23 protein-coding genes and 1 pseudogene are annotated in these 26792 nt (G+C 61.2%); 11 read left to right on the forward strand and 13 right to left on the reverse strand.

Features of this window, described 5'->3' with window-relative positions:
* The first annotated feature begins 5 nt into the window (after positions 1 to 5).
* Positions 6 to 1160 (forward strand): FAD-dependent monooxygenase, encoded by a 1155-nt coding sequence (locus tag KUW62_RS06665; protein ID WP_224814728.1) that lies wholly within the window; start codon positions 6 to 8, stop codon positions 1158 to 1160.
* Here KUW62_RS06665 and KUW62_RS06670 read toward each other — a convergent pair.
* From KUW62_RS06670 to KUW62_RS06690, 5 genes are read right to left on the reverse strand one after another with little or no spacing between them, the layout of a single operon-like run.
* Complete coding sequence (locus KUW62_RS06670) at positions 1157 to 1681, reverse strand: pentapeptide repeat-containing protein (protein WP_224814729.1); 525 nt, start codon at positions 1679 to 1681, stop codon at positions 1157 to 1159. The genes KUW62_RS06665 and KUW62_RS06670 overlap by 4 nt on opposite strands.
* Positions 1678 to 2406, reverse strand: coding sequence for an SDR family oxidoreductase (locus tag KUW62_RS06675; RefSeq protein ID WP_224814730.1), 729 nt, complete (start codon positions 2404 to 2406; stop codon positions 1678 to 1680). The genes KUW62_RS06670 and KUW62_RS06675 overlap by 4 nt, the downstream gene beginning before the upstream one ends.
* The gene (locus tag KUW62_RS06680) at positions 2403 to 3452 is read right to left on the reverse strand and encodes an aromatic ring-hydroxylating dioxygenase subunit alpha (protein WP_224814731.1); all 1050 of its coding nucleotides are present in this window, start codon (positions 3450 to 3452) and stop codon (positions 2403 to 2405) included. The genes KUW62_RS06675 and KUW62_RS06680 overlap by 4 nt, the downstream gene beginning before the upstream one ends.
* Positions 3453 to 3466: 14 nt before the next feature.
* Entirely contained in the window at positions 3467 to 3793 is a 327-nt protein-coding gene (locus KUW62_RS06685; protein ID WP_224814732.1) for a recombinase-like helix-turn-helix domain-containing protein, read from the reverse strand.
* A gap of 3 nt (positions 3794 to 3796) precedes the next feature.
* A complete protein-coding gene (locus tag KUW62_RS06690; protein WP_224814733.1) occupies positions 3797 to 4753 on the reverse strand; it encodes a hypothetical protein in 957 nt (318 codons plus the stop codon).
* A 96-nt stretch (positions 4754 to 4849) separates the two neighbouring features.
* On the opposite strand from KUW62_RS06690, the gene KUW62_RS06695 reads away from it, so the two are divergent.
* A complete protein-coding gene (locus KUW62_RS06695; protein ID WP_224814734.1) occupies positions 4850 to 5596 on the forward strand; it encodes an IclR family transcriptional regulator in 747 nt (248 codons plus the stop codon).
* A 63-nt stretch (positions 5597 to 5659) separates the two neighbouring features.
* Here the strand turns inward: KUW62_RS06695 and guaD are convergent, their stop codons facing one another.
* From guaD to xdhA, 5 genes are all read right to left on the reverse strand, one after another.
* Complete coding sequence (gene guaD / locus KUW62_RS06700; RefSeq protein ID WP_224814735.1) at positions 5660 to 6961, reverse strand: guanine deaminase; 1302 nt, start codon at positions 6959 to 6961, stop codon at positions 5660 to 5662.
* Between the two features lie 62 nt (positions 6962 to 7023).
* Positions 7024 to 8628 (reverse strand): xanthine/uracil/vitamin C permease, encoded by a 1605-nt coding sequence (locus tag KUW62_RS06705; protein ID WP_224814736.1) that lies wholly within the window; start codon positions 8626 to 8628, stop codon positions 7024 to 7026.
* Positions 8629 to 8694: 66 nt separating this feature from the next.
* Positions 8695 to 9516 carry a xanthine dehydrogenase accessory protein XdhC gene (xdhC, locus tag KUW62_RS06710; protein ID WP_224814737.1) on the reverse strand — a complete coding sequence of 274 codons (822 nt, stop codon included), beginning with the start codon at positions 9514 to 9516 and terminating at the stop codon, positions 8695 to 8697.
* A gap of 5 nt (positions 9517 to 9521) precedes the next feature.
* Positions 9522 to 11882, reverse strand: a complete 2361-nt coding sequence (xdhB, locus tag KUW62_RS06715; protein WP_224817052.1) for a xanthine dehydrogenase molybdopterin binding subunit — start codon at positions 11880 to 11882, stop codon at positions 9522 to 9524.
* Positions 11883 to 11945: 63 nt separating this feature from the next.
* Positions 11946 to 13400, reverse strand: coding sequence for a xanthine dehydrogenase small subunit (xdhA, locus tag KUW62_RS06720; protein WP_224814738.1), 1455 nt, complete (start codon positions 13398 to 13400; stop codon positions 11946 to 11948).
* A gap of 117 nt (positions 13401 to 13517) precedes the next feature.
* Between xdhA and KUW62_RS06725 the strand changes: the two genes are divergently transcribed.
* Entirely contained in the window at positions 13518 to 14423 is a 906-nt protein-coding gene (locus KUW62_RS06725) for a LysR family transcriptional regulator (RefSeq protein ID WP_224817053.1), read from the forward strand.
* Between the two features lie 590 nt (positions 14424 to 15013).
* Here the strand turns inward: KUW62_RS06725 and KUW62_RS06730 are convergent.
* On the reverse strand, positions 15014 to 15919 hold the full coding sequence (locus KUW62_RS06730; protein ID WP_224814739.1) for a LysR substrate-binding domain-containing protein: 906 nt from the start codon (positions 15917 to 15919) through the stop codon (positions 15014 to 15016).
* Positions 15920 to 16232: 313 nt separating this feature from the next.
* Between KUW62_RS06730 and KUW62_RS06735 the strand changes: the two genes are divergently transcribed.
* The gene (locus KUW62_RS06735) at positions 16233 to 17021 is read left to right on the forward strand and encodes an META domain-containing protein (RefSeq protein ID WP_224814740.1); all 789 of its coding nucleotides are present in this window, start codon (positions 16233 to 16235) and stop codon (positions 17019 to 17021) included.
* A 56-nt stretch (positions 17022 to 17077) separates the two neighbouring features.
* Here the strand turns inward: KUW62_RS06735 and KUW62_RS06740 are convergent, their stop codons facing one another.
* Positions 17078 to 17323 (reverse strand): hypothetical protein, encoded by a 246-nt coding sequence (locus KUW62_RS06740; RefSeq protein ID WP_224814741.1) that lies wholly within the window; start codon positions 17321 to 17323, stop codon positions 17078 to 17080.
* A 542-nt stretch (positions 17324 to 17865) separates the two neighbouring features.
* On the opposite strand from KUW62_RS06740, the gene KUW62_RS06745 reads away from it, so the two are divergent.
* Both KUW62_RS06745 and KUW62_RS06750 read left to right on the forward strand, forming a co-directional pair.
* Positions 17866 to 19026, forward strand: coding sequence for a transporter substrate-binding domain-containing protein (locus KUW62_RS06745; RefSeq protein ID WP_224814742.1), 1161 nt, complete (start codon positions 17866 to 17868; stop codon positions 19024 to 19026).
* 207 nt (positions 19027 to 19233) lie between these two features.
* Positions 19234 to 20112: a CPBP family intramembrane glutamic endopeptidase gene (locus KUW62_RS06750; protein ID WP_224814743.1), complete on the forward strand. Its 879-nt coding sequence runs from the start codon at positions 19234 to 19236 to the stop codon at positions 20110 to 20112.
* A gap of 460 nt (positions 20113 to 20572) precedes the next feature.
* Here the strand turns inward: KUW62_RS06750 and KUW62_RS06755 are convergent.
* Positions 20573 to 21671 (reverse strand): annotated as a pseudogene (locus KUW62_RS06755) (IS3 family transposase).
* A gap of 139 nt (positions 21672 to 21810) precedes the next feature.
* Here KUW62_RS06755 and KUW62_RS06760 point away from each other — a divergent pair.
* From KUW62_RS06760 to KUW62_RS06780, 5 genes are all read left to right on the forward strand, one after another.
* Positions 21811 to 22227, forward strand: coding sequence for a CopG family transcriptional regulator (locus KUW62_RS06760; protein WP_224814744.1), 417 nt, complete (start codon positions 21811 to 21813; stop codon positions 22225 to 22227).
* Between the two features lie 29 nt (positions 22228 to 22256).
* Complete coding sequence (locus KUW62_RS06765) at positions 22257 to 23366, forward strand: PHB depolymerase family esterase (RefSeq protein ID WP_224814745.1); 1110 nt, start codon at positions 22257 to 22259, stop codon at positions 23364 to 23366.
* Between the two features lie 347 nt (positions 23367 to 23713).
* Entirely contained in the window at positions 23714 to 24496 is a 783-nt protein-coding gene (locus KUW62_RS06770) for a C45 family peptidase (protein WP_224814746.1), read from the forward strand.
* A 139-nt stretch (positions 24497 to 24635) separates the two neighbouring features.
* Positions 24636 to 25103, forward strand: coding sequence for an MgtC/SapB family protein (locus tag KUW62_RS06775; protein WP_224814747.1), 468 nt, complete (start codon positions 24636 to 24638; stop codon positions 25101 to 25103).
* 141 nt (positions 25104 to 25244) lie between these two features.
* Complete coding sequence (locus KUW62_RS06780; protein ID WP_224814748.1) at positions 25245 to 26741, forward strand: sensor histidine kinase; 1497 nt, start codon at positions 25245 to 25247, stop codon at positions 26739 to 26741.
* Positions 26742 to 26792 lie beyond the last annotated feature (51 nt).

The raw sequence follows: 26792 nt of genomic DNA on the forward strand, positions 1-26792 counted from the left end.
GGAACTTGAACATCCTGATCGCGGGCGGAGGGATCGCCGGGTGCTGTGCGGCCATTGCGCTGACCCATGCGGGCCACACGGTCCGCGTCATCGAAAAGCAGGCGGAGTGGCGGTTTCAAAGCTCCGGCATATTTGTCTATGCCAACGGTCTGGTGAGCCTGCGCAAGTTGGGCTTGCTGGACGACATCCTCGCGGCGGGGTTCCCGGTGCCGGGCGGGCGAAACGCTTACTACGACCATACCGGCAACCCGATCGTGGAGACGATCTATCCTTCCGAAGATGGCATCCCCGCGATCCTTGGCATCAAGCGGGCGGAGATGCACCGCGTGATGGCCGGGCGCGCCGTGGTGCTTGGGGTTGAGGTTTGCCTGGGAACGACGATCCGGGAACTGCAGCCGGGACCGGATAAGGTGGAAGTCTCGTTGTCGGACGGAACGACGGCGGAATTCGACCTGGTGATCGGGGCCGATGGCCTGCGTTCGACCACGCGCGCGATGATCGGGATCGACGTGGCCCCGCGTTACACTGGTGTTGGCGTCTGGCGTTCCGTTCATCGCAGGCCGCCGGACCTGACCGACAAGATCATGATGATGGGACCCGCAAAACGCTTCGGGATCATGCCGATCAGTGACGATCTTCTTTACACGTTCGGGACCGTGGCGGAGCCTGCGGGCGTTCACTACAAGCCGGAGGATTGGCCGCGGATCATGGGGGACCGTTTCGCCGAATTCTCAGGTCCCGCCGCGCCGTTTCTGTCGGAGCTCAGCGATGGGACGGAGGTGCTCTATACGGCCGTGGAAGAGGTCGTTCTTCCCTTGCCATGGCACCGCGGGCGGGTGGTGTTGATCGGCGACGCCGCCCACGCCTCCACGCCGTTCATGGGGCAGGGCGGAGCGATGGCGATGGAGGATGCGGTGGTTCTGTCCGACGCCTTGACCGCCCACGATACGCTGGAAGACGGCCTGATTGCGTTCGGCAAGGCGCGCGCGCCGATCTGCGGCTTCGTCCAAGACGTCTCCCGCGCGGTCGGTGAGGCGGGCGCGAGGGAGACCGGGGATGACATGGCCGCGCGCGACGCGGAGATGCGCGAAACGGCGCAGGACAAGGTCGACGGGTTCTACGGTAAACTGGCCACTATGAACGCGGCGCGACCGTTCTAGCCGGGCAAGCGCAACCGGCCCGAAATCTCCGCGTCTCGGGTGCGCATCGCGCCGATCTGTGCGGTCGCCGACCACAGGCCGCCCATGATCTCCGCCCCCGTCAGATCGACGTTTCCCGTGATATGCGATCCTTGCAACGTCGTGTTTGCCATCATCAGCGCCGCCTTGAGCGAGAGGGAGGTCAGGCGGGCCTCGGTCAGTGACAGAACGCCTTGCACATGCACGCCGTCCAGAACCACGTCCTCGGCCACCAGCCCGTCCGCCCGCAGGTCGGTGCGAAAAAACCCGCCGCTCATATCGCACATTCCGCGAATTGTTGTGCCGCGAAGCCATGCCAACCCGCGAAAGGTCGTCCCGCGCGCGCTGAGCCCGCCCTTGAGCGTAGCGCCGGACAGGTCGAACCCCCGCACCTCCAACCCGTCGAGCACGAGCGCGTCTTCCAGAACAATACCGCGCGCGTCCACATGTTCGCCGTGGCGCCAGGGCCGCTGCAAGTCCGCCAGAAGTTCCGCCCCGGTCACGTGAACACGAAGCCGCGGTTCACGGGCAGGACCTGGCCCGTCAGGGTCAGCGCCGCCTCGCTCAGCAAGAAGGCCACTGTTCCGGCCACGTCCTCGGGCGGCTGCGGTCCGGGCACGGCGCGCCCGTTCCCGTATTGATCGTGGCGCGCTTTCGGGACGTAATCGGTGCTTTCAGTGGTCAGTATTCCGGGCGCGATGGCCGTCACTCCGATCCCGTCCGGCCCCAATTCGCGGGCCAGCGACCGCGTCATGGAGATGACGGCGCCCTTTGAGGCGACGTAGGACATCAGGTTCGGCGCGCCCCACAGCGCGGTGTCAGAGGCCACGTTGACGATCCGGCCGGAACCCGAGGCGCGCAAGGCAGGGGCGGCGGCCCGTGTCATCAGCCATGTGCCGCGCACGTTGATTTCCATCACCCGGTCCCACGTTTCGATCTCGACCTCTTCGAACCCGATCCCGCCGATGCCGGTCGCGATGGCGCCGTTGTTGAGCAGACCGTGAAGAGGCCCGTCCAGGGACGCGGCAAGGGCCGTGATGCTGTCAGGGTCACGGAGATCGACGGGATGAAAGGCGGCCGACAGCCCTGCGGCCGTCTCGCGCCCTTCCTCCTCAAGGATATCGGCAAGGGTCAGGCGCGCGCCCGCCTCCGCCAGATGGCGCGCGATCACGGCACCCAGCCCGCGCGCGGCCCCGGTCAGCAGGATGTGGCGACCCTCAAGGCTCATTCGGCAGCCACGTCCGCGCTGGCGTCTTCCGCCTCGATCTGGGTGCGGGCCAGACGGTTGAGCGTGCGCCGCAGATGCGCCAAGCCTATGTCATGTTGGTAGAGCATCTCGCGCCGCCGCGCATCGTCGGGCATCCCTTCCAGCATCACGCGATCCTGCTCCAGCACGTTCCAGTGCCGCTCTTCCAGCCGCGCGCGGAAGAGGAAGCGCCAGCTTTCACGCTCGAACCCCTGTACCTTGCGCATGCGCCAGAAGAAGACCTTGCACTTCTGCGGCCCGATCGGAAGGACGTAGCCCACGATCCGCATGTTGCCGCCCGGACCGGCGGACGGGGGATAGGGGATGTCGAGGTGGCAATACATGCCCCCCTCGGGCGTCTCGAATTCCACCCAGTCGAAATTCTCCCCGGTCTGGCCCACGCGGGCGACGCGGAAGCCGTCGTCGCGTCGGTCCAGCTCCAGCAGATCCTGCTTGGAGCCGAAAGCCAGCGTGAAACTCTCGGCATGGAGGTAGCAGCCATGCATCGGGTCGGCGAGGTTGTCGAGCGCGTAGCGGTAATTCACGTCCCATACGGCGGTACATAGGAACCCTTCCCACTCCGGGTCGCTGAGTTCCGGCGACAGGGGTAGCTCGGGTGGCTCTGTGGTTTCGTCCGACGACATGAAGACGAAAACGGCATCGGAATGCTCGGCCACGTGGAAGGACCGAAGCGCCTTGCGTCCCTCCATCGGGCAATCGGGCATGGCGGGAACCTGTTGCACCGTGCCCGTGCCATCGACCACGACGCCGTGATAGCGGCAGCCGATATGTTCGCCATGGATTTCCCCGTAGCTCAGTGGCGCGCCGCGATGGGGGCAGAAATCCTCGATACACTGGATCGAGCCGTCGCTGCGCCGCCACATCACAAGCCGCTCCCCCAGCGCCACGACACCGTGGGGGCGATCGGCGCGGATTTCCACGGATTTCGCGACCGGGTACCATTGATCGCGGACGCCTTCATTCACCCGTTCTTCGATACGGGTGCGCATTTCTGGTGAAAGTGCCATTGTCGTCCTCCCCCTCAGGCGCCGAAGCCGTTTTCGGCATATGCCTGGTCCAGATCGGCGTTGATTGCCTTCAATTCCTCTTCCAGCGTGTCGGCGGTCCAATCCGCCTTGCCACTGGACGGTCGCGTGACGTTGCGCATCGCCAAGGCCTTGGCCAGATCCGGTGCGCCCTGAACGCCGTCCCCGTAGATGGCCATCAACGCCTCCGCAAAATCGTCCTCCGCCTGGGTCAGGGGCCGCCCACGGCCCTGATGAGCCAGTTCCGGGCGACCGGACACGCGGGCGGCTGCCATCAGTTCCTTGAACGCGTCGGGGCGCGGTTCCTTGATTTCATGGCTCATCGCTTACCCTTTCCGGTAGACCGCGCCGTCGTCACCCGACGTGCCTATGACCGTCCAGACCGTTGCCGCACCGGCGCCTGGGTTGCGCAGGTAATGGGCCTGTCCCGCCGGCGTCTTGACCAGATCGCGCGGGCCCAGTTCCACGGAGGTTTCGGTCCCGTCTTCGCCCACCCAGACGATCTCGACGCTACCCTCCAGGCACAGATACGCATCTTCGACAGTGCGGGTAAACGGCGCGAGGCTAAGGCCCATCGGCAATCCCCACATCTCCTTGCGGGTGCTGTCGTGCTTCACTGCCCCCGGCGCGTCGCCCACATAGACTTTGCGCGTGAAGCCCGCATCCTCCCAGATTGTCGGAAGCTCCGCGTGCCGCACCACGTAGTCGGCCATCAGCTTCTGGATTTCGTGGTCGCCGTCCGGGTCGAACGGCATCGTATTGCCCGGCTCCGCCCCGAAGGTGCGCGCAAGTTCCGCGGGATGCTCCTTGGGATGGTAGTGGTAGACCGGGGGCAGCGGTTTGCCCACGTCGACGGAGATTGACATGACGACCGGCTCCACCCCGTCTACACGGAACCCGTGGCCAATCTCGCGGGCGTTGAGGATCATGTCCTTGGGGCCGAGATTCACTTCGACGACCTCGCCGTGCTTTTCCCATCCCACGATCAGGGCGCCGGACAGGATCAGGAAACTCTCCTCGATCTCGTGGCTGTGGCAGGCGGCGTAGCGCCCGGGCTCCTTGTAGATCAGGCTGAGCGTGAAATTGTCGGCCTTCAGGGTCGACGGATCGCCTACCTTGGGGGAGCCACCGGCCCCGATATACCGCATCTGCGCGCGCGCCAGCTCATCGAAGCCCGCATTGGACGGAAACGCGTTCCAGTCAAAGGTCTTGTCCACGAACCGGCCAGTATGGGCGCGCAATTGTTCGGCCAGGCTGGCCTTGGGGGTGTCGACGACATTCATGGCGGGTCTCCCTTGGATATGCGTTGGAATTGAGTTTAGGCCCGTGGGTTTCGTTGGGAAGATTGCGTTTTACCGGTGAAACTGCGATGCCATTCCATGGCCGAGAGAGATCCCTATTCCGTTCCCGCCCTGGTCCGGGGTCTGAGCCTGCTTCAGACCTTCACGCCAGAGCGGTCCGAACAGACCATGGCGCAATTGGCCCAATCGCTTGGCATCACCCGGTCCGCCGTCTTCCGAACCGTGCATACATTGGTGGAAGAGGGATTCCTGCTCCCGGTGCGTGACGGCACACATTTCCGCCTTGGCCCGTCGGTCCTGCGCGTCAGCTATGGCTACCTCGCCAGTCGGGAGCTTCTGGAAGTGGCGCAAAAGCCGTTGGAGGCCCTGCGCGACGGGCAGGATTGGTCCGGGCATCTGGGCGTGTTGGACGGGCGCCACATTCTCTACCTCATCCGCCTTCCCGCGTCAGACGGCCTGTCATCCCTCGTCCATGTCGGCAGCCGCCTGCCTGCAACCCTGACGGCGATGGGCCGGGTGCTGCTGACGCAGAAATCCGAACCCGACCTCAGGCGCCTGCTGGACGGACAGCCGAAAAACGCCGTGGAGAAAGCCCTCGCGGCATGGCGGCAAGACCGCGCGCGCCCCTCCGTCATCCACAATGGGAGCTTCGAGAGCGGCCTGTGCAGCGTCGCGGCCCCGATCTTCGACATGTCCGGCGAAATCGTTGCGGCCATCAGTGCAACGAAACAGACCGACCAGGTGCCGGAACCCGTCGAACGCGAAGTCCTTGCGACCGCCCACAACATCAGCCGCGCCATGGGTTGGAAAGCGCCGGATGGATGAAGCAGGGTGCGTGCACCGCCTGTTCGTGATCGCATTTGGGAGAGGTCTGCGCTTGAAGGCCGATCACTCCGCCTGATCCTTCTGCGGTTTGCCCGCGACGTAGGTTTGTACGATGGACCGGTCGTCGCCCATCATCTGGATGGCGAACAATTCTTCGAATAGGGTCTCGGCCCGGGCCATCCTAAGGGCCATCGCGGGTGTGGCGGTGGAGCTTACGACAACGACATCCGCCTCCGTTCCGGCATCCAGTGTTCCGATCTTGTCGGCCATACCAAGGACCTCGGCATTTCCGCGCGTGATCCAGTGGAAGGCGCGCAAAGTGTGCAGTTTCTGGTCCTGCAATTGCAGGATCTTGTATGCTTCGTTGAGGGTTTGCAGCATCGAATAGCTTGTGCCGGCCCCGATATCTGTCGCGATGCCGTTGCGAATGCCGCGGGCGCGCAGGCCCGCATCATCGAACAGGCCGCTGCCGAGAAAGAGGTTTGAGGTTGGGCAGAAGACCGGATGTGATCCCGTCTCTGCGAGTGCACCGAGTTCCCGGTCTTTGAGATGGATTGCGTGGCCCAGAAGCGTTCGGTGCCCAAGCAGACCGTAGCCCTGATAGATGTCCAGATAGTCGCGCGCCTGCGGATAGAGTTCTGCCGTGTAGGCAATTTCGTCGTGGTTTTCGGACAGGTGGGTCTGCACGAAACAATCGGGATGCTCCTTCGCCAGGGCACCTGACATTGCCAGCTGTTCGGGGGAGGAGGTGATCGCGAACCGTGGCGTGATGGCGTAGGACGCGCGGCCTTTGCCGTGCCAGGCCTCAATCAGGGCATTGCTGTCGTCATAGCCCGATTGCGCTGTGTCCAGCACACCCATCGGGGCGTTGCGATCCATCATCGTCTTGCCCGCGACGACGCGCATGTTCCGGTGCGCGCATTCCGCGAACAAGGCTTCGGCGGAACCTGCGTGGACCGAACAGAAGGCGACGGCTGTCGTCGTGCCGTGGTCCGTGAGCAGCGAACAGAATTTGCCCGCCATGGCGCGCGCGTGTTGCGCATCGGCGTAATCGGATTCCGCAGGGAAGGTATAATCGTTCAACCAATCCAGCAGCTGCGCGCCCCAGCTGGCCACGATCTGAACCTGCGGAAAGTGGACATGGGTGTCGATGAAGCCGGCCATGAGGAGATGCGGGCGATGATCCACGACCTCTGACCACCTGGCATTGCGGGCCACGTCATCGAAGCTGCCCGATGCGGTGATCCTGCCATCGTGCATAAGGATCGCGCCGTCCTCGATGTAGCTGTAGCACGCCGTATCGTCGGGGCCTTGCGGCTCGGAATGGAACGTCAGGATGCGTCCGCGCAATAGAGTGCCGGGCATTGTGGGGGCCACCTTCTGCTTTGGGGTACGGGGCTCCGTTGGCGGAGCCCCGCTTGTATAGGTCAGGCCCGGTCCAGGGCGGGACTGTCATCGTCGATCATGTCGGGTTCATCCGGCACGATGACCCGATGCTCCAGATCCTCCTTCGGGGCGAGCATGGGATAAAACAGCATGAAGGCACCGATGATAAGGTAACCGATGGTGATCCCATCGAATTGGGGCGCCTGCAACGTGTAGCTGTGAATGATCCCGACGGATGACATGATCGAGGCCGCGATAGCGAAACCGCCTGCGTGTTTGAACCGACCGTCGATCACATCGGCCACGATTGCCCCCCAGATGAGGCCCGTGATGATCGCGCCTTGGGACAGGGCAAGGTGGCCTTCGTAATGCGCGCCTTCCATCAACAGCGCGGCTGTCAGATCCGTGTCGCCCAAGCTTGGCAAGCCGTCGACGCCCGAATTGCGAAGCGCGTTCATCAACGATCCCCATTTGGTCATCAGGAACCCCGAGATATGGGGCAGGATAGCGAAGGCCACGGCGGCCATGTGTGCGGGCTTCACCGCGTAGCCGGTATTGGCGATCAGGCTGACCGAGACGAAAACCAGCACCGGCGCGGCTGCTGCAATCGGGATCAGGCCCGCCAGGAACGACAGGAAGCCGAAGAATGCTGCCGCCGCGATCACCAGGGCCACACCGATGATGTAACCCGCCCGCGCATCGAGACGTTTATAGGCGGGATGGCCGATATAGACCGTTGTCGGAAAGGGTGAGCCGAACAGCGCGCCGATCATCGTGCCCGCCCCATCCGTCACCTGACACAGGCCCACGGGATAGCTGTCACCCGCCGCTTCGGCAGATTCAACGTTATTCATCGTCTCGATGAAGTTGTAGATCTGCACAGGCACCAGAACGAGGAACAGTTCGGGGTTCGCGAAGAGGTATTGGATGCCAATCATCAAATCGCCGAAATACGGGATCGGCGCGTATAACCCGATGCCATCGGTCGTGAACGAAGATTTGCCAAGGATGATGGCGATCACCACACCCACGGTGATCGCGACAAGACCCGCGGGAAGGTTGCCGGGCAGGCGGAACCGTCCGACAAGACCCCACAGGATAAACAGAAGCGAGGAAAAGCCGATCAACGGGTTCTCGAAGATCTCTGCTAAGGGCACCGATCCGATGAACACCAATGCAATGCCGCACAACGTGCCAAGCATACCGGCCCGGGGTGTGATCCGCTTCAGGAACGGCCCCACGAGGGCACCAAGGGCCGCGACGATGCCGCCCATGAACCCCGCGCCGATCCCGACTTGCCACGCAAGAAGCGAGTCGCCCGTGGCCCAGTAAATCGGCCCGATGACACCGAACAGATAGACGAACATCACTGGCGTGGAGATGCCGTAGGGCAGGGCGGTGACGTCGCTGCCCTGCTTATTGGCGACCCATTTGGCCATCAAGGTGTAGACCACGACCCCGGCAAGGATGGCGACGGCGGCGCCGGGGACGATGCGGCCGAACACGATTTCGGCAGGCATCTGGAACACGAACTGGCAAATCCCGGACAGGATCAGCAGGTTCACCAGGTTATCGGTGAAAAGTGCCCAGAAGGCGTTGAAGTCGCTTCGCTTGAAAAGCTGATAACTATAACCTGTGTCGGTCATGATCTGGGTCCTTCCCATTTTGATGTATGTGCCACCGCGCCCCTCCCGGCGTTGGGTGGCGGAGTGTCATCGTGTCGTTTCCGCAATCACGTCGTGGGCGCAGCGTGTCGTCAGGACGTCCATGACCTCGGCCACGACGAAGGCTGCGATCACCTCTGGCCGTTTGTCAGGGCTGCCGGTGGCACCGATGGGACACACCAATCCGCGCGTGTCGGACCGGGCTTCTGAGGCTCTGTGATACCGTTCGAACTTCGCGCGCTTGGTGGCGGAGCCGATTAGGCCGACATAAGCCGCATCGCCGCGCTCCAACGCCTCGGACGTGAGCAGGAAATCAAGGGCATGGTCGTGGGTGAGAACGATAAAGGCGCTGCCCTTGGGTGCGCGCCGGATGTCGGCCTCGGCCATGGCGGACAGCCGGGCTTCGACCGCCGCGTCGACCAGGGCCAGTTCGTCGCCCCTGCTGTCGATGATGCTGCACCGGACGGGCAGATGTTGAAACTGGCGCGCCAATGCGCGGCCCACATGGCCCGCCCCGAGGATATAGACGCAGGGGCTCTGCCGATCCGACGCTTCGCGCTCGGCAAGAGCTGTCGCGCGATCTGCGCTGGTCATGCGTTGCAGGCTTATCTCGACACGCCCGCCGCAGCATTGGCCGATTTCAGAGCCCAAAGGCACGTCCATCTTGTCTGAGTGTAGACCTGACCGGAGCATGGCGCGGGCGTGATCGGTGGCCATGTATTCCAACTGGCCGCCGCCAATCGTGCCGATCGTGCCGTCCGCGGAGACGAACATCTGCGCTCCGGCCTCGCGCGGGGACGAACCGCGGACACGAATCAGGCGCACCTGGACGATCCGTTTATCCGCTGCAAGGAATGAGGCAAGCGACATCGGACCTAACCCCGCAGCCGTTCGATCGCCATCAGGACACGTTCCGGCGTGGCCGGCGCATCCAGGCGGGGGCATTCGCGATAATCCGCAACGCTGGCCACGGCGTGGGACAGTGCTTCGAATACCGAAATCCCGAGCATGAAGGGCGGCTCTCCCACGGCCTTGGACCGCTTGATCGTCCGCTCCTTGTTCTCCGACCATGTTGCAAGCTTCACGTTGAAGCTGCGCGGGCGGTCGGATGCCAGGGGGATCTTGTAGGTTGAGGGCGCGTGGGTGCGCAGCTGGCCCTTGGCGTCCCACCACAATTCCTCGGTGGTGAGCCACCCCATGCCTTGAATGAACGCGCCCTCGATCTGCCCGATGTCCAGGATCGGGTTCAGGGAATTGCCCACATCGTGCAGAATATCCGTCCGCTCCACCCGGTATTCTCCGGTCAGCGTATCGACGGACACTTCCGAGCAGGCGGCGCCGTAGGCGTAGTAGTAGAACGGGCGTCCTTGTCCCGTCTCGCGGTTCCAGTGGATCTTCGGGGTCTTGTAAAAGCCCGCCGCAGACAAGTGCACGCGCGCCATGTAGGCCTGCTTGATGAAATCCGGGAAGGAGAGGATTTCACCGCCAACCTGGACCGCATTGGGCAAGAATTTCACATTGCCTGCGTCAACATTCCAATGGTCCGCGGCGAAGGCCACCAACCGTTCCTTGATCTGACGCGCCGCATCCTCGGCGGCCATCCCGTTGAGGTCCGATCCGGACGATGCCGCCGTGGCCGGCGTGTTGGGCACTTTTTCAGTCGTGGTCTTGGTGATCTTGACCGTATCGAAATCGACCTGCAGCGCATCGGCCACGACCTGCGCGATCTTGGTGTTCAGACCTTGGCCCATCTCCGTGCCGCCGTGGTTCAGATGGATCGACCCGTCTGAATAGATGTGCAGAAGTGCGCCGGCCTGATTGTACCAGGTCGCGGTGAAGGAAATGCCGAATTTGACCGGCGTCAGCGCGATGCCCTTGCGGATCGTGCCGCCCCGCTCAGCCGCGCGCGCGTTCCAATCCAGCACGGCCTGTCGGCGTGCCTGGTAGTCGGAACTCTCTTCCAGCTCCTCACAGATGCGCGGGGCAATGTTGTCCTCGACCGTTTGATGATAGGGCGTCACGTCCCGCCCGCGCTCGCCATAGAAATTGCGCTTGCGTATCTCCAGGCTGTCGAAGCCGCGGTGATACGCAATCTCTTCCATGATCCGCTCCGCCACGATCACGCCCTGCGGTCCGCCAAAGCCGCGAAATGCCGTGTTGGACACGGTGTTCGTCTTCATCGGGTGGGAGTTCAGAAGGACGTTGGGATAGTAATAGGCGTTGTCGGCATGGAACAACGCGCGGTCGGTGACGGGGCCGGAAAGGTCGGAGGAAAAGCCGCAACGGGCGGCAAATTCGCCCGTCACCGCCTCGATCATGCCGTCGTCGTCAAACCCAACCTCGTAGTCGATCACGAAGTCATGGCGCTTACCGGTGGCCGACATGTCGTCATCGCGATCGGGACGGATCTTCACGGCGCGGTTCCACCTCTTCGCTGCAATCGCGGCGACCGAGCAGAACAGGTTCATCTGGGTTTCCTTGCCGCCGAACCCGCCACCCATGCGGCGCACGTTGATTACGACGGCGTTGGACGGCACGCCAAGCGCATGGGCCACCATGTGCTGTGCCTCGGACGGATGCTGGGTGGAGGAATGCACGACCACGTCGTCATCTTCGCCCGGGATGGCAAAGGCGATGTGGCCCTCCAAATACATGTGATCCTGCCCGCCGACATGCATCCTGCCCTTGAGGCGGTGCGTTGCGGTCTCCATCGCGGCGCTTGCCTCCCCTCGCTTGAGGGTCAAGGGCGGCGTGACGTACCCCGTCTCGGCGGCCTGCGCGGCTATCGGGTCCAGCACGTGGGGCAAGTCCTGATAGTCGATCTGGGCAAGCGTCGCGGCCCGGCGTGCCGCATCTCGGGTCTCGGCCACGACGGCGAAGATCGGCTGGCCCCAGAATTCGACCTTTTCCGTTGCAAAGATCGGCTCATCATCGCGCCCGGTGGGGGAGACGTCGTTAACGCCGGGTATATCATCCGCGGTCAGCACGCCGATGACGCCGGGGGCGGCACGGACGGCGTCCAGGTCAACACGGGACAGATTGGCATGGGCGCGGGTGGAGAGGCCCAAATAGGCGTGAAGCGTCCCGGCAGGCTCCGCGATATCGTCGCAATAATCGGCGCGGCCCGTGACGTGCTTGACGGCACTGTCGTGCTGGAGGTCGGCGTTGACCGGTCCCTTGATCCGGTCCCGGGTCGGATCGGTCTTCACCTGCTGCTGCGGGATCGGCGGATCCATCCGCTTTTCGGTCCGGGTCCGGGTTTTTATCGTGCTGTTGTCGGTCATGTCATGTCCCCCCGCCTACGCGCTCAATTGTGCAAGGGCGCGATCGCCCTGCTGATCCAGCCAGAACTTGCGAAACAGGTTCTTGGATACGGTCAGGCGATATTCGGATGACGCGCGCCAATCCGTCAGGGGGGTGAAATCTTCCCCCAATCTATCGGCGGCGCGCAACAGCGTGGCCTCGCTCCACGGTTTTCCGACGATCGCGGCCTCGGCATGGGTCGCGCGCTTCGGTGTGGCGGCCATCCCGCCGAACGCGATGCGGGCGGCGGTTATCTGGCCGCTGGTAACGGTGACATTGAAGGCCGCGCAGACAGACGAGATATCCTCATCCCGGCGTTTCGAGATCTTGTAGGCGGCGTGCCGGGCGTCCGGCCGCGGTTTGGGCACGCTGATCGCTTCCAGGAAGTCCGAAGGTTCCCGATCCTGCTTGCCGTATTCGATGAAGAAATCCTCGATCGGCATGGACCGGCGCGTCTTGCCTTTGCGCAGGGTGATCGTTGCACCAAGCGCGATCAGCGCCGGCGGAGTGTCCCCGATGGGGGAGCCATTTGCGACGTTTCCGCCGATCGTGCCCATGGAGCGGATTTGCCACCCGGCGATCCGGTCCCAAAATGCACCGAGATGCGGATAAAGCCCCAAAAGCGCATCGCGCGCGCCCTCATAGCTGACGCCCGCGCCAAGGCGAATGGCGTCATCCGTTGTCGTGACCTCCCGCAACTCGTCGAGATGGCCGATGAACACGACCGGAGAGATATCGCGCAGGAATTTCGTGACCCACAGCCCGACATCCGTGGCGCCCGCCACGATGGTCGCATCCGGACAGTCCATCAACGCATCCGCCAGATCATCGACGCTTGCCGGCAGAACGCAGCGGCTATTGCCCCTTGCAACCTCGACCCTCTGACCGTCCGCAAGCTCCGTCAGCTTCGCCGTCATCGCAGACCGTTCCCGCGTCAATGCGTCCTGGGCGGGGGAGCCGTGGCTCGTGATTGCTTTCGCCGCCTTGATGATTGGCTGATATCCCGTGCAGCGGCACAGATTTCCCTGAAGCGCCGTTTCAATCTCGACCTCCGACGGATCGGGCGTCTTCATCCACAGGGCGTAAAGCGACATAACGAAGCCGGGGGTGCAAAAGCCGCACTGACTTCCGTGATGCTCGACCATCGCCTGCTGAACCGGGTGCAATTTGCCGTGCGGGCCGGATAGGTATTCGATCGACACGACGTGGCAGGCATCAAGCGACGCAGTCAGGCGGATGCACGCATTGACAGGTTCATATTGCAAAACCCCGTTCTGCAACCGGCCCACGAGAACCGTGCAGGCACCGCAATCGCCTTCGGCACAACCTTCCTTGGTTCCCGTCAGGCGACGGTCAATGCGCAGGAAATCGAGTAAGGTGTCACTTGCGCCGACATGTTCCAGACTGACCTCGCGGTCGTTCAAAATGAACCGAATGTTGGATCTGGTCATTGCGTGCTCCCTCCCTTGCCCTGGGGTCGAGTGCTTTATGAGGGAGGAAGATTGTTTCAAAAAGACAGGCAGTCGGGCATAGTATTTCAACGTTTTGTTGAGAATGGGGGTAAGCCCTTGCAATATATCGAAAGCCTCAAGGTGTTTTTACGAGTGGTGGAGCTCGGCAGCATCACGGCGGGTGGACGCGATCTGCGTCTGACGCCCGCAGTGGCGAGCAAACGGATCAAGGAGCTTGAGCGGCATCTGGATGTCCGGCTGTTCAACCGCACCACCCGACAGCTTTCGCCCACAGAAGCGGGGCTGGCATTCTACGAAAAGGCAGGCGAGGTGGTCCGGTCGTTGCAGGACGCGGAGGCGGCGGTATCCGGCTATTCCACCAACCCGCGCGGCACGGTCCGGGTGACGGCGCCCTTGGGCGTGGGCAAACGCCTTATCGCGCCCCTGATCCCGGACTTCGTTGACCTCTACCCGGACATCTCAATCCGTCTCAGGCTGTCCGATCGAAAGGTCAGCCTGCTGGAAGACGGCCTGGACCTTGCGGTGTTTGTCGGGCGTCCGCCGGACTCCAATCTGAAGCTGAGAAAAATCGTGGACACTCCGCGCGTGCTGTGCGCGTCACCGGAATATTTGTCCCGCGCCGGAACGCCAAAATCGCCGGACGACCTCAAACACCACAATTGCCTGCTGCTCCGCTATCCCAGATCTCCGGAATGGTTCTGGACGCTGGAAGTGGAGGGCGTGCCTACGCGCATCGACGTCTCGGGCAAATATGATTCCGACGATGGTGACGTTTTGACCGAATGGGCCTTGGCCGGACGGGGGATTGCCAACAAGCCACGTATTGATGTTGAAGCGCATCTGGCCGCCGGGAAGCTTACGGAGGTCTTGCCAGACACACCGCCCGAACCGGCCCTCTTCGGTTGCCTTTATCCGCACCGGCGGTTGCAGGACAGCAAGGTCCGGTTGATGACAGATTTCCTGGTGGATGGGTGCCGAAAGCGACTTGCCGCGGGAGCGTGAAGCCGGGTCTTTTGGTGCGGTAGGGCAACGGGTTCCATAAAGGGACGGTAATCCAGACGGGGGCGCGATCACCGCGAACTTGTAAGCCCCGCTGACAGCTTTCCCGACGTCCGTAGGCGTCAAGACCAATGGACATGTCCTTTTGTCAGTCATGGCGAACACCGGCAGATCAAGGTACGAACGTCGCATGTATCAGTGCGTAATTAGTGGCGAGTATTCCGCTGCCGAAACCGACCACTTCTACAAACAGGAGTGGTCGGCTTTTGTCGGCGAGGTTGATCGGATGACCGGCGGAAGCCCGGTTGCACGACAGCTGTTCCTCGATGCCCGAGAGAAGCATTTGGCGGCAGAGACGTCAGTGCGCCCGGCTCAGTGCGCAACACACGACGGCACGTTTTTAGCCAATCCGGATCGTTGTAGCTAAAGAGTCTGCACACAGCGCTTCGCGCAATTTCTGCCAATGGAATCTGAGCGGAGGGGGCGCTTGTCGACTATCGAGGCAGCATTGCTTTGCGACGACCTAAATCTCAATCTGGCCACTCGACTCGACCCATCCGTCGCGCGCCGCCATGCTCGCCAAGCGGCCATCTTCACATCGGTTGCGTCGTGTTGCGGACGAGGTTCGACATCCAATCGACCAAGACCCTCACCCGTGGCGTCAGGTTGTTCCGATGCGCATAGACGATGGCTATCGGCACGGTTCCGGTGGGATGGTCGGTCAGCACTTCGACAAGTTTGCCCGCCGTCAATTCATCTTGAATGTCGAAGGTAGGGATCTGCGCCAGCCCCAAGCCCGCGACGCAGGCGCCAATGTACGTATCGGCGTTCGTCGTCGTTATGGATTGCGCAATTCTGAGCTGTCGCGGCGCACCGTCCCCCGGTCCGCGGAACGACCATAGCTGCCTCGTGAATGGCGAGACGTAGCCGATGGCCCGGTGCTGATCCAGATCATCGAGCGTTTCCGGCGTGCCATGGCGCTCAAGATAACCCGGGCTTGCGCAGATGATCATGCGCGCATCGACCAGATGGCGGGCGATGAATTCGGAATCTCCCTTGTCCCCGACCCGCAGCACGAAATCCAAGCCCTGTTTCAACAGATCTTCCTGACGATTGGAGACGTGCAGTTCCAACTCGATATCCGGGTATTCTTCGAAGAATGCAGGCAAAGCGGGAACGATCACTCGGCGGCCCATGCGGCTTGGGACGCTTGCACGGATCCGCCCACCGATCCGGGCGTTGCTTTCGCCGAACATCGCATGCGCTTCGTCAAACACGGCGAGGACGTCGCGACTGCGCTCCAGAAAGGCCTGCCCTTCCGGGGTCAGCGCCACATTGCGAGTCGTTCGATCAAGCAGGCGGGCGCCGACCTCCTCCTCAAGATCCTTGATCGCCTTGGTGATGGAAGAGCGTGCGAGTCCAGACGCCGCGGCGGAGCGGCTGAAATTCAAGGTCTCGGCCACGAGCTTGAAAATATGCAGTCTGGTTATGCGATCCATGGTGCGACTGTTCGGGTATCCTGGCAGGAGAATTCGACGTCAGCACCAGTAGGGTAGGCTTTCGGGGCTATGCACGAAAGGGCGAGTTTCTATTCTTTGAGAGGGCGCGGATGGCAAACACCTCTTGGTGTGTCCCGATCCAGGAATTTCGCCCGCAACATTTGGGTAGATTTGTCGAACGCGAACGATGGCGTCAAATAGCAAGGAGTTGCATCCGATGGTCAAGAAAGCTGGTAGCATGAGGCCTCGGACGTGCATCCAATCCGGTCAAGGCACGCGGTTTTGTGCTCGGGTCGTCCAGTTGGCCTTGGCGTTGAGTTTGATCGCGGGCCCCGGGGCGGCGCAGGAAGAGGGGCAGGCCCGGGTGACGCTCGCGTTCTCAGAGATGTCGGCGGCGCTTCTCACCTCGCGGTCCGAAGAGATCCTGCTTTCCCTTGCCTACTTCGTCGCGCCATCCCCACAAGGCCAAGCGCAGGCCGATGAGAGCGGGATGATCCCACTGGGATATGACAGATTGCAGGTGCCCGCGCAGACGGGCGTTGTGACCTTGCCGCAAGACGGCCTTGCCGCGATTGATCCGGCGCTGACTTTGGGGCCGGTCCTTGTCAACGCGAATGTCGGATCAGCGCGCGTAAGCGACGAGGATAACCTGCTGGACTGCGATTTCTTCGAAGGTGCGCTTCAGACGTTGCGCGCGCACACAATTACGCTTCATTGCACGCTCATTGCGGAAGAGGAGGCCATCGGCGATCTTTCCGGTTCCGAACTGGTCGGCCACGATTGGGTCGTTGAAGATGTCGCCGGGCGCGGGGTACCCGACGACGTCCGGTCCAGCCTGCGGTTCGACGGCGAGGGGCGTATGACGGGCGAGGCGGGCTGCAACCGCATCTTCGGAAGCTACACGCTCGATGGGTCTGCCCTGTCCGTCGGTGCGATTGGGATGACGCGAATGCTCTGCCCCGAACCGGTGATGGAGCATGAGGCGCGCTTCACGGCGATCCTGGAAAGCGTCAGCACCTTCCGCATTGACGAAACCGGCGCGTTGATCCTGGAGGCGGACGCGGCGACCTTCATTGTCGCACGCCAAGCGACGGCAGAGTGATCGAACATCGCTGACCGTGGGTGTGGCCCGCCTGTTTTAGCGGGCCAGTGTTGGTGTCAGTAGCCGCGCGGCGAATTGCGGCAATCTTCATACATGCGCCCGTCGGAGCACGTTACGAGGTTCGCCGTGTTGGGATCGGCCCCCGTGGCTCCTCTGAATGTGCCTTCGGCCTGTGCGTCGGGATTGTCGATCCGCATGCCCGTCGATCTCTCGAACGATCCGATATTCGGATCCGGGCCCTCATCGACACAGGCCGCAAGCGACAGGGCCATCAGGCCCATGGCTATCGTGGAAAACTTCATGGCATGTTCCTGTCTTTGTGGTGAATGAGGCAGTGACGCCACCGTGGTGGACCGCGACATGCATTGGGGTCAACGCCAACCGATGCCGCCCGCATCGGCTGCACCGTTCGCGCTGAGCGAACGAAGTGGGCCGCGGGTTTTAGCGTGATCAAACCGATGTTGTTGACGCCGAAACTTGAGTGGACGTGGAGTGGCGAAATTCCTGATTGTTCGGAGCCGCCGTCAGAGGAAGTCGCAAAGGAAGACCGCGACGGCTCTCGCGGGCCGTTCGTTCACCGCCACGTCGATCTATGCGCTCCCTTGGCACATATGGCTCCGCACCGTAGGTTCATATTGTTCGAGTCCAGCGGCAGGTGTTGTCGACGTTTTCCGGGCAATTCCGCTCGATCGTCGACGATGGCGTAGCCATACTTATCTCAATCGGAAGCCGCGTCATTTGCGTCGCGATCTGTTCGCTTGCGTAAAGTGAACGCAACGCGAGTTCTTCGAAATCATCAATTACATTCAGCTTTGTAAGCGCTGAGGATGTGTCGGGCAAAACCATGATCTCAACCACAACCACGGACCGCGCCCTGATCCAAACGCACAATTGCGTGGGTCGCCGGTTCAAATGCATAAGGTTTATTCACATTCTGACGGTCGCTGCGGCCATCGTCCTTACCGTGATCCCGGCAACCCGCGCGATTGGGCAGCAGGGCGACACGCCCCTCACCGTCGGCATCTACGAAAGTCCGCCATTCGTCATGTATCCCGATGATCAATCGCAAGAAGGGCTGGCGATTGACCTGTGGAACGAGCTCGCCGACAGGCTTGAGCGCGAGAGCACGTTCGTGCGTTTCGAAACCTTTGGGGATCTGACCCGCGCCGTCGAAAGCGGCCAGATCGACGTGGCCGTCACAAACCTGACGATCACCGAGGACCGTCACGCCCGCATGGATTTCACGCAGCCCTGGTTCGATGCGGGTCTTCGCATCATGGTGATGGACGAAGGCGCAACCGGCCTCCGGGCGCTCATCAATGGCCTGGCCGATGCCGGGCACCTTCGCGCCTATGGCTGGCTCGCTCTCGTGATCTTGATCGCGACATTCGCGTTCACCGTGTTCGACCGCCGCTTCGACAAGGATTTTCATCCGCGCTGGCGCGATGGCATGGCCCACAGTTTCTATTCCGTCATGCAGATCGCGACCTCCGGAAAGATGGCCGCGCGCAAGAACCTGTTTGGATGGATCGGGCGCATCGGGCAGGCGCTTTGGCTGATCGTCGGGATCGCGGTGGTCGCCTATATCACCTCGTCCGTCGTCTCTGTCATGACGACGCTGGCCATCACGGACCAGATCAACAGCCCCGAGGATTTGCCAGGTCAGCGTATTGGCGTGTTCGAGGGGAGCATCGCGCAGGAATTCGGGCAGGTGCGCGGCTACAACCTGCGGAGTTATTCAGGAATTGCGGGGGCTGTCGCACATCTGACCGACGGACGTATTGATGCAATCGTGGCTGACGCCCCGGTCCTCGAATACTTCGCTATTTCCAACCCGGACATGAACCTCAACGTGGTGGGGCCAATTTTCGAGCCGGACAGATACGGGTTCGCTTTGCCGCTGGACAGTGACCTGACCCGAGACCTGTCAAACCACATCCTGGCACTGTGGGAGGATGGCACCATCCGCGCCCTTGATACGGACTATTTCGGCCATGAGTGGTGATGGCCGACCCGATCACGGTAGGGGAGCATCGAGGGTTCATTTTCATCCGAGTTATTCTTCGTTCGCCCACACGCCACGGCGTAGCGCGCACCTTGGCCGATCACACGCGCTTCGTACAGGGCGCCGCTCGGTACGGTTTCTACAGGTAAAAGTGCTTCGCATCGTCCCCCAAGCCTCCTCACGCGGTCCACACCGAAAGATCCCGATATGTTGAAGCAAATACACGCCTTTGCCGATCGTCACGCGCTCGCCTTGGCGCTCGTCATCGTGCTCGGATATTTCGCCTACTTCTTCATTCCCGGCGCGCTGTCATCCAACAGCTTCGGACGCGGTGAGACCCACAGCGATGTCGCGTCGATGTCCGCGCAATTGACAGGCGAGCTGCTTTTGGCCGCCTCCATCCTTGCGTTGATCGTAGTGCTTGGCTGGACCAAATCCGCGCGGCTGACGACACCGTTGCGGCACCGATCCCTTTGGTGGCTCTTGCCACCGCTCCTCTTCACCTCGCTCATATTGCTCGTTGGATTGAGCGTGACCGGACCTGAGGGGCAGGGGCCGGGCCCCGCAGTCGCGGGCATTGTGGCGCTGCTGGCAACCGTGGCGCTTATCGGCATTTTCGAGGAGTTGCTGTTTCGCGGATTGCTCTTCCGGGGTATCGAGGCGAAAGCGGGCCCCTTATCGGCGCTTGTCGGGTCATCTATCATCTTCGGCTTGATGCATTACGTGAATTGGGTTGGCGGCCAGCCGTTCGGGGATACGACGGTGCAAGTCATCCACGCCGCCGCGGGCGGGTTCATGTACGGCGCGATCATGCTGATGACGGGCTCCATCTGGCCGGGCGTTTTCCTGCACGCGTTTTGGGACGGCACGGTCAGCGTCGTCTCGACAATCCGCGAAGCGGCCGCCCCGGAACTCAACACGGAAACGTCGACGCTGTCTTCCGTGGAAAATCTTCCAACGGAACCCGCAGGGGGCGGGATTGCGGAACTGCTGTTCGCGGGATTCGAACCTGTCTACGGCTTGATCGTGATGCTCGCGTGGCTCGCCCTGCGGCACCGCCGTACAGCGGCCACCCGGATGCCGTAGTGACCAACGCTTAGGTTCTGTGCCGCAGCAGGCCTCCGGCACCGCGCCAGACCAAAACGTACAACAGCTACTTGGGCGAACGTTAGTGACGGTGGCCATTTTGGTGCGCTGCTCCTATGTGTAGATACTCGCAATGAGGCGGGCACGGTCAGGGATGTACCAGCGTATTCCAGCGTAGCCTCCGTCACCGCCAACGGTTTGAAGATTGAAAATGGAACTAGGTCAAAACGCCAGGCTCTCCATTGCGCCCATGATGGATTGGACAGGTTTATTCATAGTTTCAATGCGTAAAAGGGTGGCGTGTGCAGTATGTGTGCGATATGAAATCGCCTTCTGGCGCGCTCTGTCTGGAGGTGTGCGGTCAAATAGAATTCATGCGACTGCGGTTTGTCTGCGCTAGTTGACTTAAGACCCGACTTCCCTCCAGCCTTTGGGAGCATCCGTCGGTTGAATTCTGGCCTCATGCGGCCTTGGTATCCAGTCTCGACTTCATAGCAAACTTCTTCAGCGTGAGATTGCCCAGAGATGAGTGGGGTCTGTTCCTTTTGTAGTCGTTCTTCCGCGCGCCGATCTGCTCAAGGGCTTCGGCTAGCGATGAGAACAGGGTTTCGTTCAAGAGCTCGTCCCGGAAACTTCTGTTGAATGACTCAACAAAGGCATTCGGCATGAGCTTTCCGGGCGCGATGTAGTGCCAGTCGATCCGCGTTTCCTGGCACCATCTGAGCACTGCCATACTTGTCAGTTCCGTCCCGATACCGCTGGCAATCATTCTGGGCTGTCCGCGTCAGGCCATAACCGCGGTCAGTTCCCTCGTCACAAGCAGCCCAGACAGCGAGATGTCGGCGACCAGGGCGAGGAATTCACTGCTGAAGTTGTCGACGATGGCCAGCACCCGGAACCGTCGCCCGTGGGTGAAGACATTTGACACGAAGTCCAGGCTCCAGCGTTCGTTGGGCCGTTCCCGCACCAGCATCGGCCTGCGTGTGCCCAGGGCCCCTCTTCGGCCGCCGCGCTTCCTCACCCGCAGCTTTTCTTCCGCGTAGAGCAGCCTCACCTTCTTCTGGTTCACCTGCCAGCCTTGTCTTTCCAGCATCCCATGCGCCCGCCGATAGCCAAATCGACGGCGCTCAGCCGCCACCTCTTTCATTGACATGCGCAAGTCCGCATCGTCCTGACCCACGTGGTGATACCGAACGCTCGACCGGTCTACGCCAAGAACTGAGCACTCCCACCGCTGGCCCACCCGATGCTGTGTGCAAAGGTGAGCCACAGCTTCCGGTTTTCGCCGGGCATTACGGCTCTCCCATGGCGACATCCTTCAACATCGCGTTGTCCGGCATCTGTCCGGCCAGCAGCTTCTTCAGTTTGGCGTTCTCGGTTTCGAGAGCCCTCATTTTGCATACATTAGACTCTACCAAGTCGCCAAACTTCGTCTTCCATTTATTGAAAATCGCCGAGCTGATCCCATGCTCGCGGCAAACATCTGCAATCGCCACGCTGCTCTCCTGCTGCATTAGGATCGCTATGATATGCTCCACGTTGAACCGTGGCCTCTTCATTTTGTCCCTCTCCGTCGGTGGAACGGACTCTATCTCAAATTGCAGGAGGAAACTGGTCTCAGGTCATAACTTTACTCAAATTTCGTGGTTGCGTACGCTACGGTAACATCTATATACCATCCATACAGATGGAGAATGAATGGCAAAGGTAACGCAGCTGCGCGATAGGCAGCCTGAAAATGAGAAGATCACGATCAACCTGGGGTTTGTGGATCTGGGACGCATCGACCTGTTGGTACAGGAGGGGTTCTATTCAAATCGAAGCGACCTGATCCGAACAGCGATCCGCAACCAGTTGGACAGCCATAGCGAGAGCGTCAGCAAGTCACTTGAACGGCATACGATGGAACTGGGTCTTCGGGACTACACAGTCGCCGATCTCGAGGCGGTGCGGGATGCGGGCGAAGTCCTACATGTCAAGGTCGTTGGCCTGACGCGTATCGATCCCGACGTCACGCCTAAACTCGCACTGGAAACGATAGGATCAATCACCGTGCTCGGCGCTTTGCAGGCCAGCGCGGACGTCAAGAAGGCACTCGGCGACCGCATCAAATAGGTCGCTGGTCAAACAACAAAGGAAGCACGATGAAACTCTTCAACGTCGGCGCGACGCGCCAGGCGACCGATGCCGCTTGGGCGTCGGCTGCCACCGATCTGGTTCAACGCACTCTCGCGCAGCATGGTCTTGCCTCGCAATCGCCGCAGGCCGGGCAGATTGACCTTGCGAGCTTACCGTCAATCGACAGCATGTTGGCCAAGCTTTCCAGGCCATCCAAGCGTTCTGGTTTTCCTAAGGTAATTGTTCCGGACGGCGCGACTTTCGAGGAAGACATATTTGCCTGCCCGTCCGGCAGCCGCCGTTATCGCCTTTACGTCCCGGCCTGCGCATCCGAAAGTGCCCGCGGTGTTGTCATGATGCTGCATGGCTGTACCCAGACGCCGGAGGACTTCGCAACAGGGACCGGCATGAATGCGCTGGCCGACTTGCATGGGTTCGTGGTGATCTATCCCGCGCAATCTCGGGGTGACAATGCGCAGTCGTGTTGGAACTGGTTCAGCCGTGGCGACCAGCGCCGAGGTCGTGGAGAGCCAGCGATCCTTGCTGAATTGGCTCGAAAAGTTTGCAGCGAGCACGGTGTCACCCGCGACGGTACATTCGTTGCTGGCCTTTCGGCCGGCGCAGCCATGGCGGCCATCTTGGGTGAAGCCTATCCTGATGTTTTTGCCGCAGTCGGTGCGCATTCCGGCCTTCCCGTCGGATCCGCCAAAGATGTGCCTTCTGCATTTGCGGCGATGGCCGGTGATGCGCTCGCCGGCCCCGATCCTGTGGCTTCAGGTCACCGTGTCCGAACAATCCTGTTTCACGGGTCAGCCGATCGCACGGTGCATCTCACAAACGCAGACGGCATCGCGCAGCGTGCGCACAGGGTTGGTCCGGGGCCGAGCGTCCAGACGACCGATACCGGAGAGGCCGCAGGTCGCACCTATAAAAGGCGCATCTCCTGCGACGCGGAAGGCGCCGCATTTCTCGAACATTGGACGATCGACGGACAGGGACATGCCTGGTCAGGGGGAAAACCCGGCGGATCGCACACTGATCCAACGGGACCGGACGCCAGCGCCGAGATGGTTCGCTTCTTCTTCGAAACGTCGTCCAAGGCTACTGAAAATGGCCGACATGACACTGACCTGTGATGCAGTGAATGAACCGACCCCCGGCCCGAAGTGGGCGGCCCGCTGAACATGGTCCTTGCCCGCCTATATGTCGGGTTCATCGCGCGGGGCGGCGATGCGGGACCTTGCCGCGCCCACTGCCGCGCGGCTTTGCAGCGCCATATACCAGAGCTGATCTGCACCTATGACAGGCTTGTCGCAATATCGGGTGGATCCGACCGGGCCGCACGGTTTCCGTTCACTTGGTGCTCGCCACACTATCTTGTTGGCTGCTCTCTCGCTGCCGCCGCTGACCGGGATGATGTGCGGCTGGTGCGCAACTACGACCCGTCGCCCGATCTCAACGAGGGGTTGCTGCTCCGGACCGATTGGACGGGTCGCGCGGTTATGGGCATGGTCGAATTCCTTGGGGTCTGTCGGACGGAATCAACGACGCGGGTCTCAGCGTCGCCCAGGCTTATGGTGGCCGGTCCGAGACGGCAGAGGGTTTTGGCCTCACCACGATCCTGCGGTATGTGCTCGAGACCTGCGACAGCGTCGACGCCGCCCTCGCCGTACTTCAGCGCGTGCCATCGCACATGGCGTATAACGTGGTGCTTGCGGATGCGGGGGGGCAGACCGCAAGCGTGGAACTGGCCCCCGGCGTTGGGGCGACGATCATGCCTCGCGCGATTGCGACCAATCACCAGAATATGGGAAGAGCGGCTGATCGGCCCGGCTCTACCCGAACCCTCGAACGGCTTGCGCATCTGAAACGACTGCGGATCTCCCCAAGTCGTCTGGGGGTGCACTTTCTCGAAAAGCCTTTACGTCAAGATCGCTACGACCAAGGGTTCGGAACACTCTTCACCGCCGAATACAGTCCGAAGACACAATTGCTCTTGCTGTCGATGGCCGGAGAGCAGTGGTATCAACGGCTCGATGCGTTTCGAGAGAGGCAGCACATTGCCGATTACTCCGGCGCGCAGCGCAAAGTCGTCTATGACGATGATGCCGTAGATTGGGCAACCGGCGTGGACTGGTCACGGGCCGCGGGGATGGATTGGACCCGGCTTGCCATGGACTATGCGGCAGGTAGCGGTCAATGGATCGGCGCCTATAATCCAGGTGCCTCGTCGCGCCAATGTATGGTTCCTTGTCAGCAGAGTTGAACATGACTTTTCGGGAAAGCACGCGCCGCCTGGTCCACGCTACACAACGATATGTGGGCCGTCGCGCGTTCAAGATACCTTGATCGCTTGGCGCGCAAGACAGCTATTTATTTCTGGACACAATCCAGGGAGAGATTGGTTGAACGAACTTCTCGCACCGGACGCGCTTTCGTGGTGGACCGCTTTATGGCGACTAACTGCAGCGACTATTTTCCCGCTTGCGATCGGGATGGAACGGTTCATCCGGCGTAAACCGATCGATTTTCGACCCTATGTCGTCATCTCGGTCGTGTCCTGTGCGCTTCTGGTTGCAACCCAGGATCTTCTGGCCGCGCAGGGGGGTGAAGGTGCTACCGTGGATCCGACCCGCGTGATGCAAGGGGTGATCACTGGGATCGGTTTCTTAGGTGCCGGCGCGATGTATCGTGATGGCGACTTTGTCAAGGGTGCGGGCACGGCCGCCAGTATCTGGAGCGCTGGCGCACTAGGGCTTATTTGCGGGATCGGTGAGATCTGGTTGGCCGGCATGATCACAGTCACAATTGTCGTGTTGATGCTGGTAAGCGCACCGTTCACGGCACGGTGGGATAGCAGATCTGGCGAGTAGGCCGCTAACGAGTAACACTAGCATCGAGTTGCAACGTATCTCTTAACGAATAATCGCGCATCGTTCGAAATATCCATTGCCATAGAAGGCTTTCGCCAAGAGCAGGATATACGCTAAACTTGGTCGAGAAGTGGGTGGGTAATGGCAATTTCGGATATTGGATCAGCAGACGAAGTGATCGCTGGCGGCGCTGTAGATGGGCTCGTGTTCGAAGCCCTTGTGCAAGCGACTTTTGCGGCCCTTCTCTTCAAGACGGATACCGATCTCACACTCCTGTGGCGCAACCAAGCCCATGCCGTCATGTCTGAATCGGTCGGTCGAGTGGTCCAGCACCTACCGATGTTCGAGGCGTTCCCACCGAGTGATGATGGTGAAGGGGCCGCTGCAAAGGCTGCGATCGAACACTCTGTTCAGCGCATCAAAGAGAGCGGCACCGCTGAAAGCCTTGGGCCCTATCGCTACGATCTGCGCGGCCATTCTGGTGCATATGTCGAACATCACTGGGAGATGAACATGTCTCCGGTCAAGCAGGATGGGGACGTGGTCGCGATCCTGCAAGTCGCGAAGGATGTTACACGCGACGTCCTTTCCGCACGCTTGTCAGACTCCCTCAAGCGTACCGCGCAGTCCACGGCAGCGGTCAGCTACTTCAGCTATGATCGCGAAACCGATGTGTTCGTCCGCAGCCCGGAAGTCGATGCGATGTTCGGGTTCGCTGAAGGCGAAGCCGGTCCAAACGCGCAGAGCTTTTTCGCGCGCGTCCATCCGGAAGATTTGCCGGGCGTCTACGAGGAGGTTGAGCGGGTGTTCGATGCTCCAAGGGGAGAGATCGCCTCGTTCGATTATCGCGTTCCGGTTCCTGACGGCGCTGAGCGCTTCCTGCGCATACGTGCCGAAGTCGCCACGGACCCGGATGATCGCAGAGAGAAGCTAGTCGGGACATTCGTCGATCTCACGGATCTTGAAGAAAACCGTCAATCTCTGGCCCGCGCGCTTGAATTGCAAAAAGCCCTCGTAAGCGAGGCGAACCACCGCATCAAGAACAGCCTCGCGATTGCGACCTCCATGCTCCGCCTGGAACAGAATGAACTGCAACGTCGTGAGACGATTGACCCCGCTGAGGCCGCTGCTGCGCTGGCGAGTGCGGGTGCGCGCATTCGGGCGATCTCCGATGCCCATGGTCTCATGCAGATGGACCAACATCGCACCAGTGTGTTTTTGAAGTCGCTGGTCGAGCGGTTGGCCACATATGCCAGGCAATCAGCAGGCATTTTTGAGGATGAATTATCTCTCACGCTGCCCGCAAGCGATATCGCGCTCGACAGCGAAACGGCGATCACGTTGGGCATGATCCTGAACGAGACCGTCACGAACGCCCTGAAGTACGGTGTGGAGCGAGACACTGGCACGGACATTCGCCTCTCGGTCGATTTGAGCGATGCAGAAATCACGATCGTACTGGAAAACGCGAAAGCCACCAACCGCAGGGCCATGGATATTCCATCGACGAAACTCGGCTCCATGCTGGTCGCGCAGCTGACCGATAATCTCAATGCGGAGTTCCAGTCTGAAGAGACCGCAGATGTTTATCGAACGAAGCTGACTATTCCGATGTCCTACTTCCATGGCCGGAGGTAACACAAGTCACAAGCCGCGCTCAGTACAGCCCTCATAGGGTCCGTATCGTCG

Origin of the sequence: Hasllibacter sp. MH4015, from assembly GCF_020177575.1 — a bacterium.
GTDB lineage: Bacteria > Pseudomonadota > Alphaproteobacteria > Rhodobacterales > Rhodobacteraceae > Gymnodinialimonas.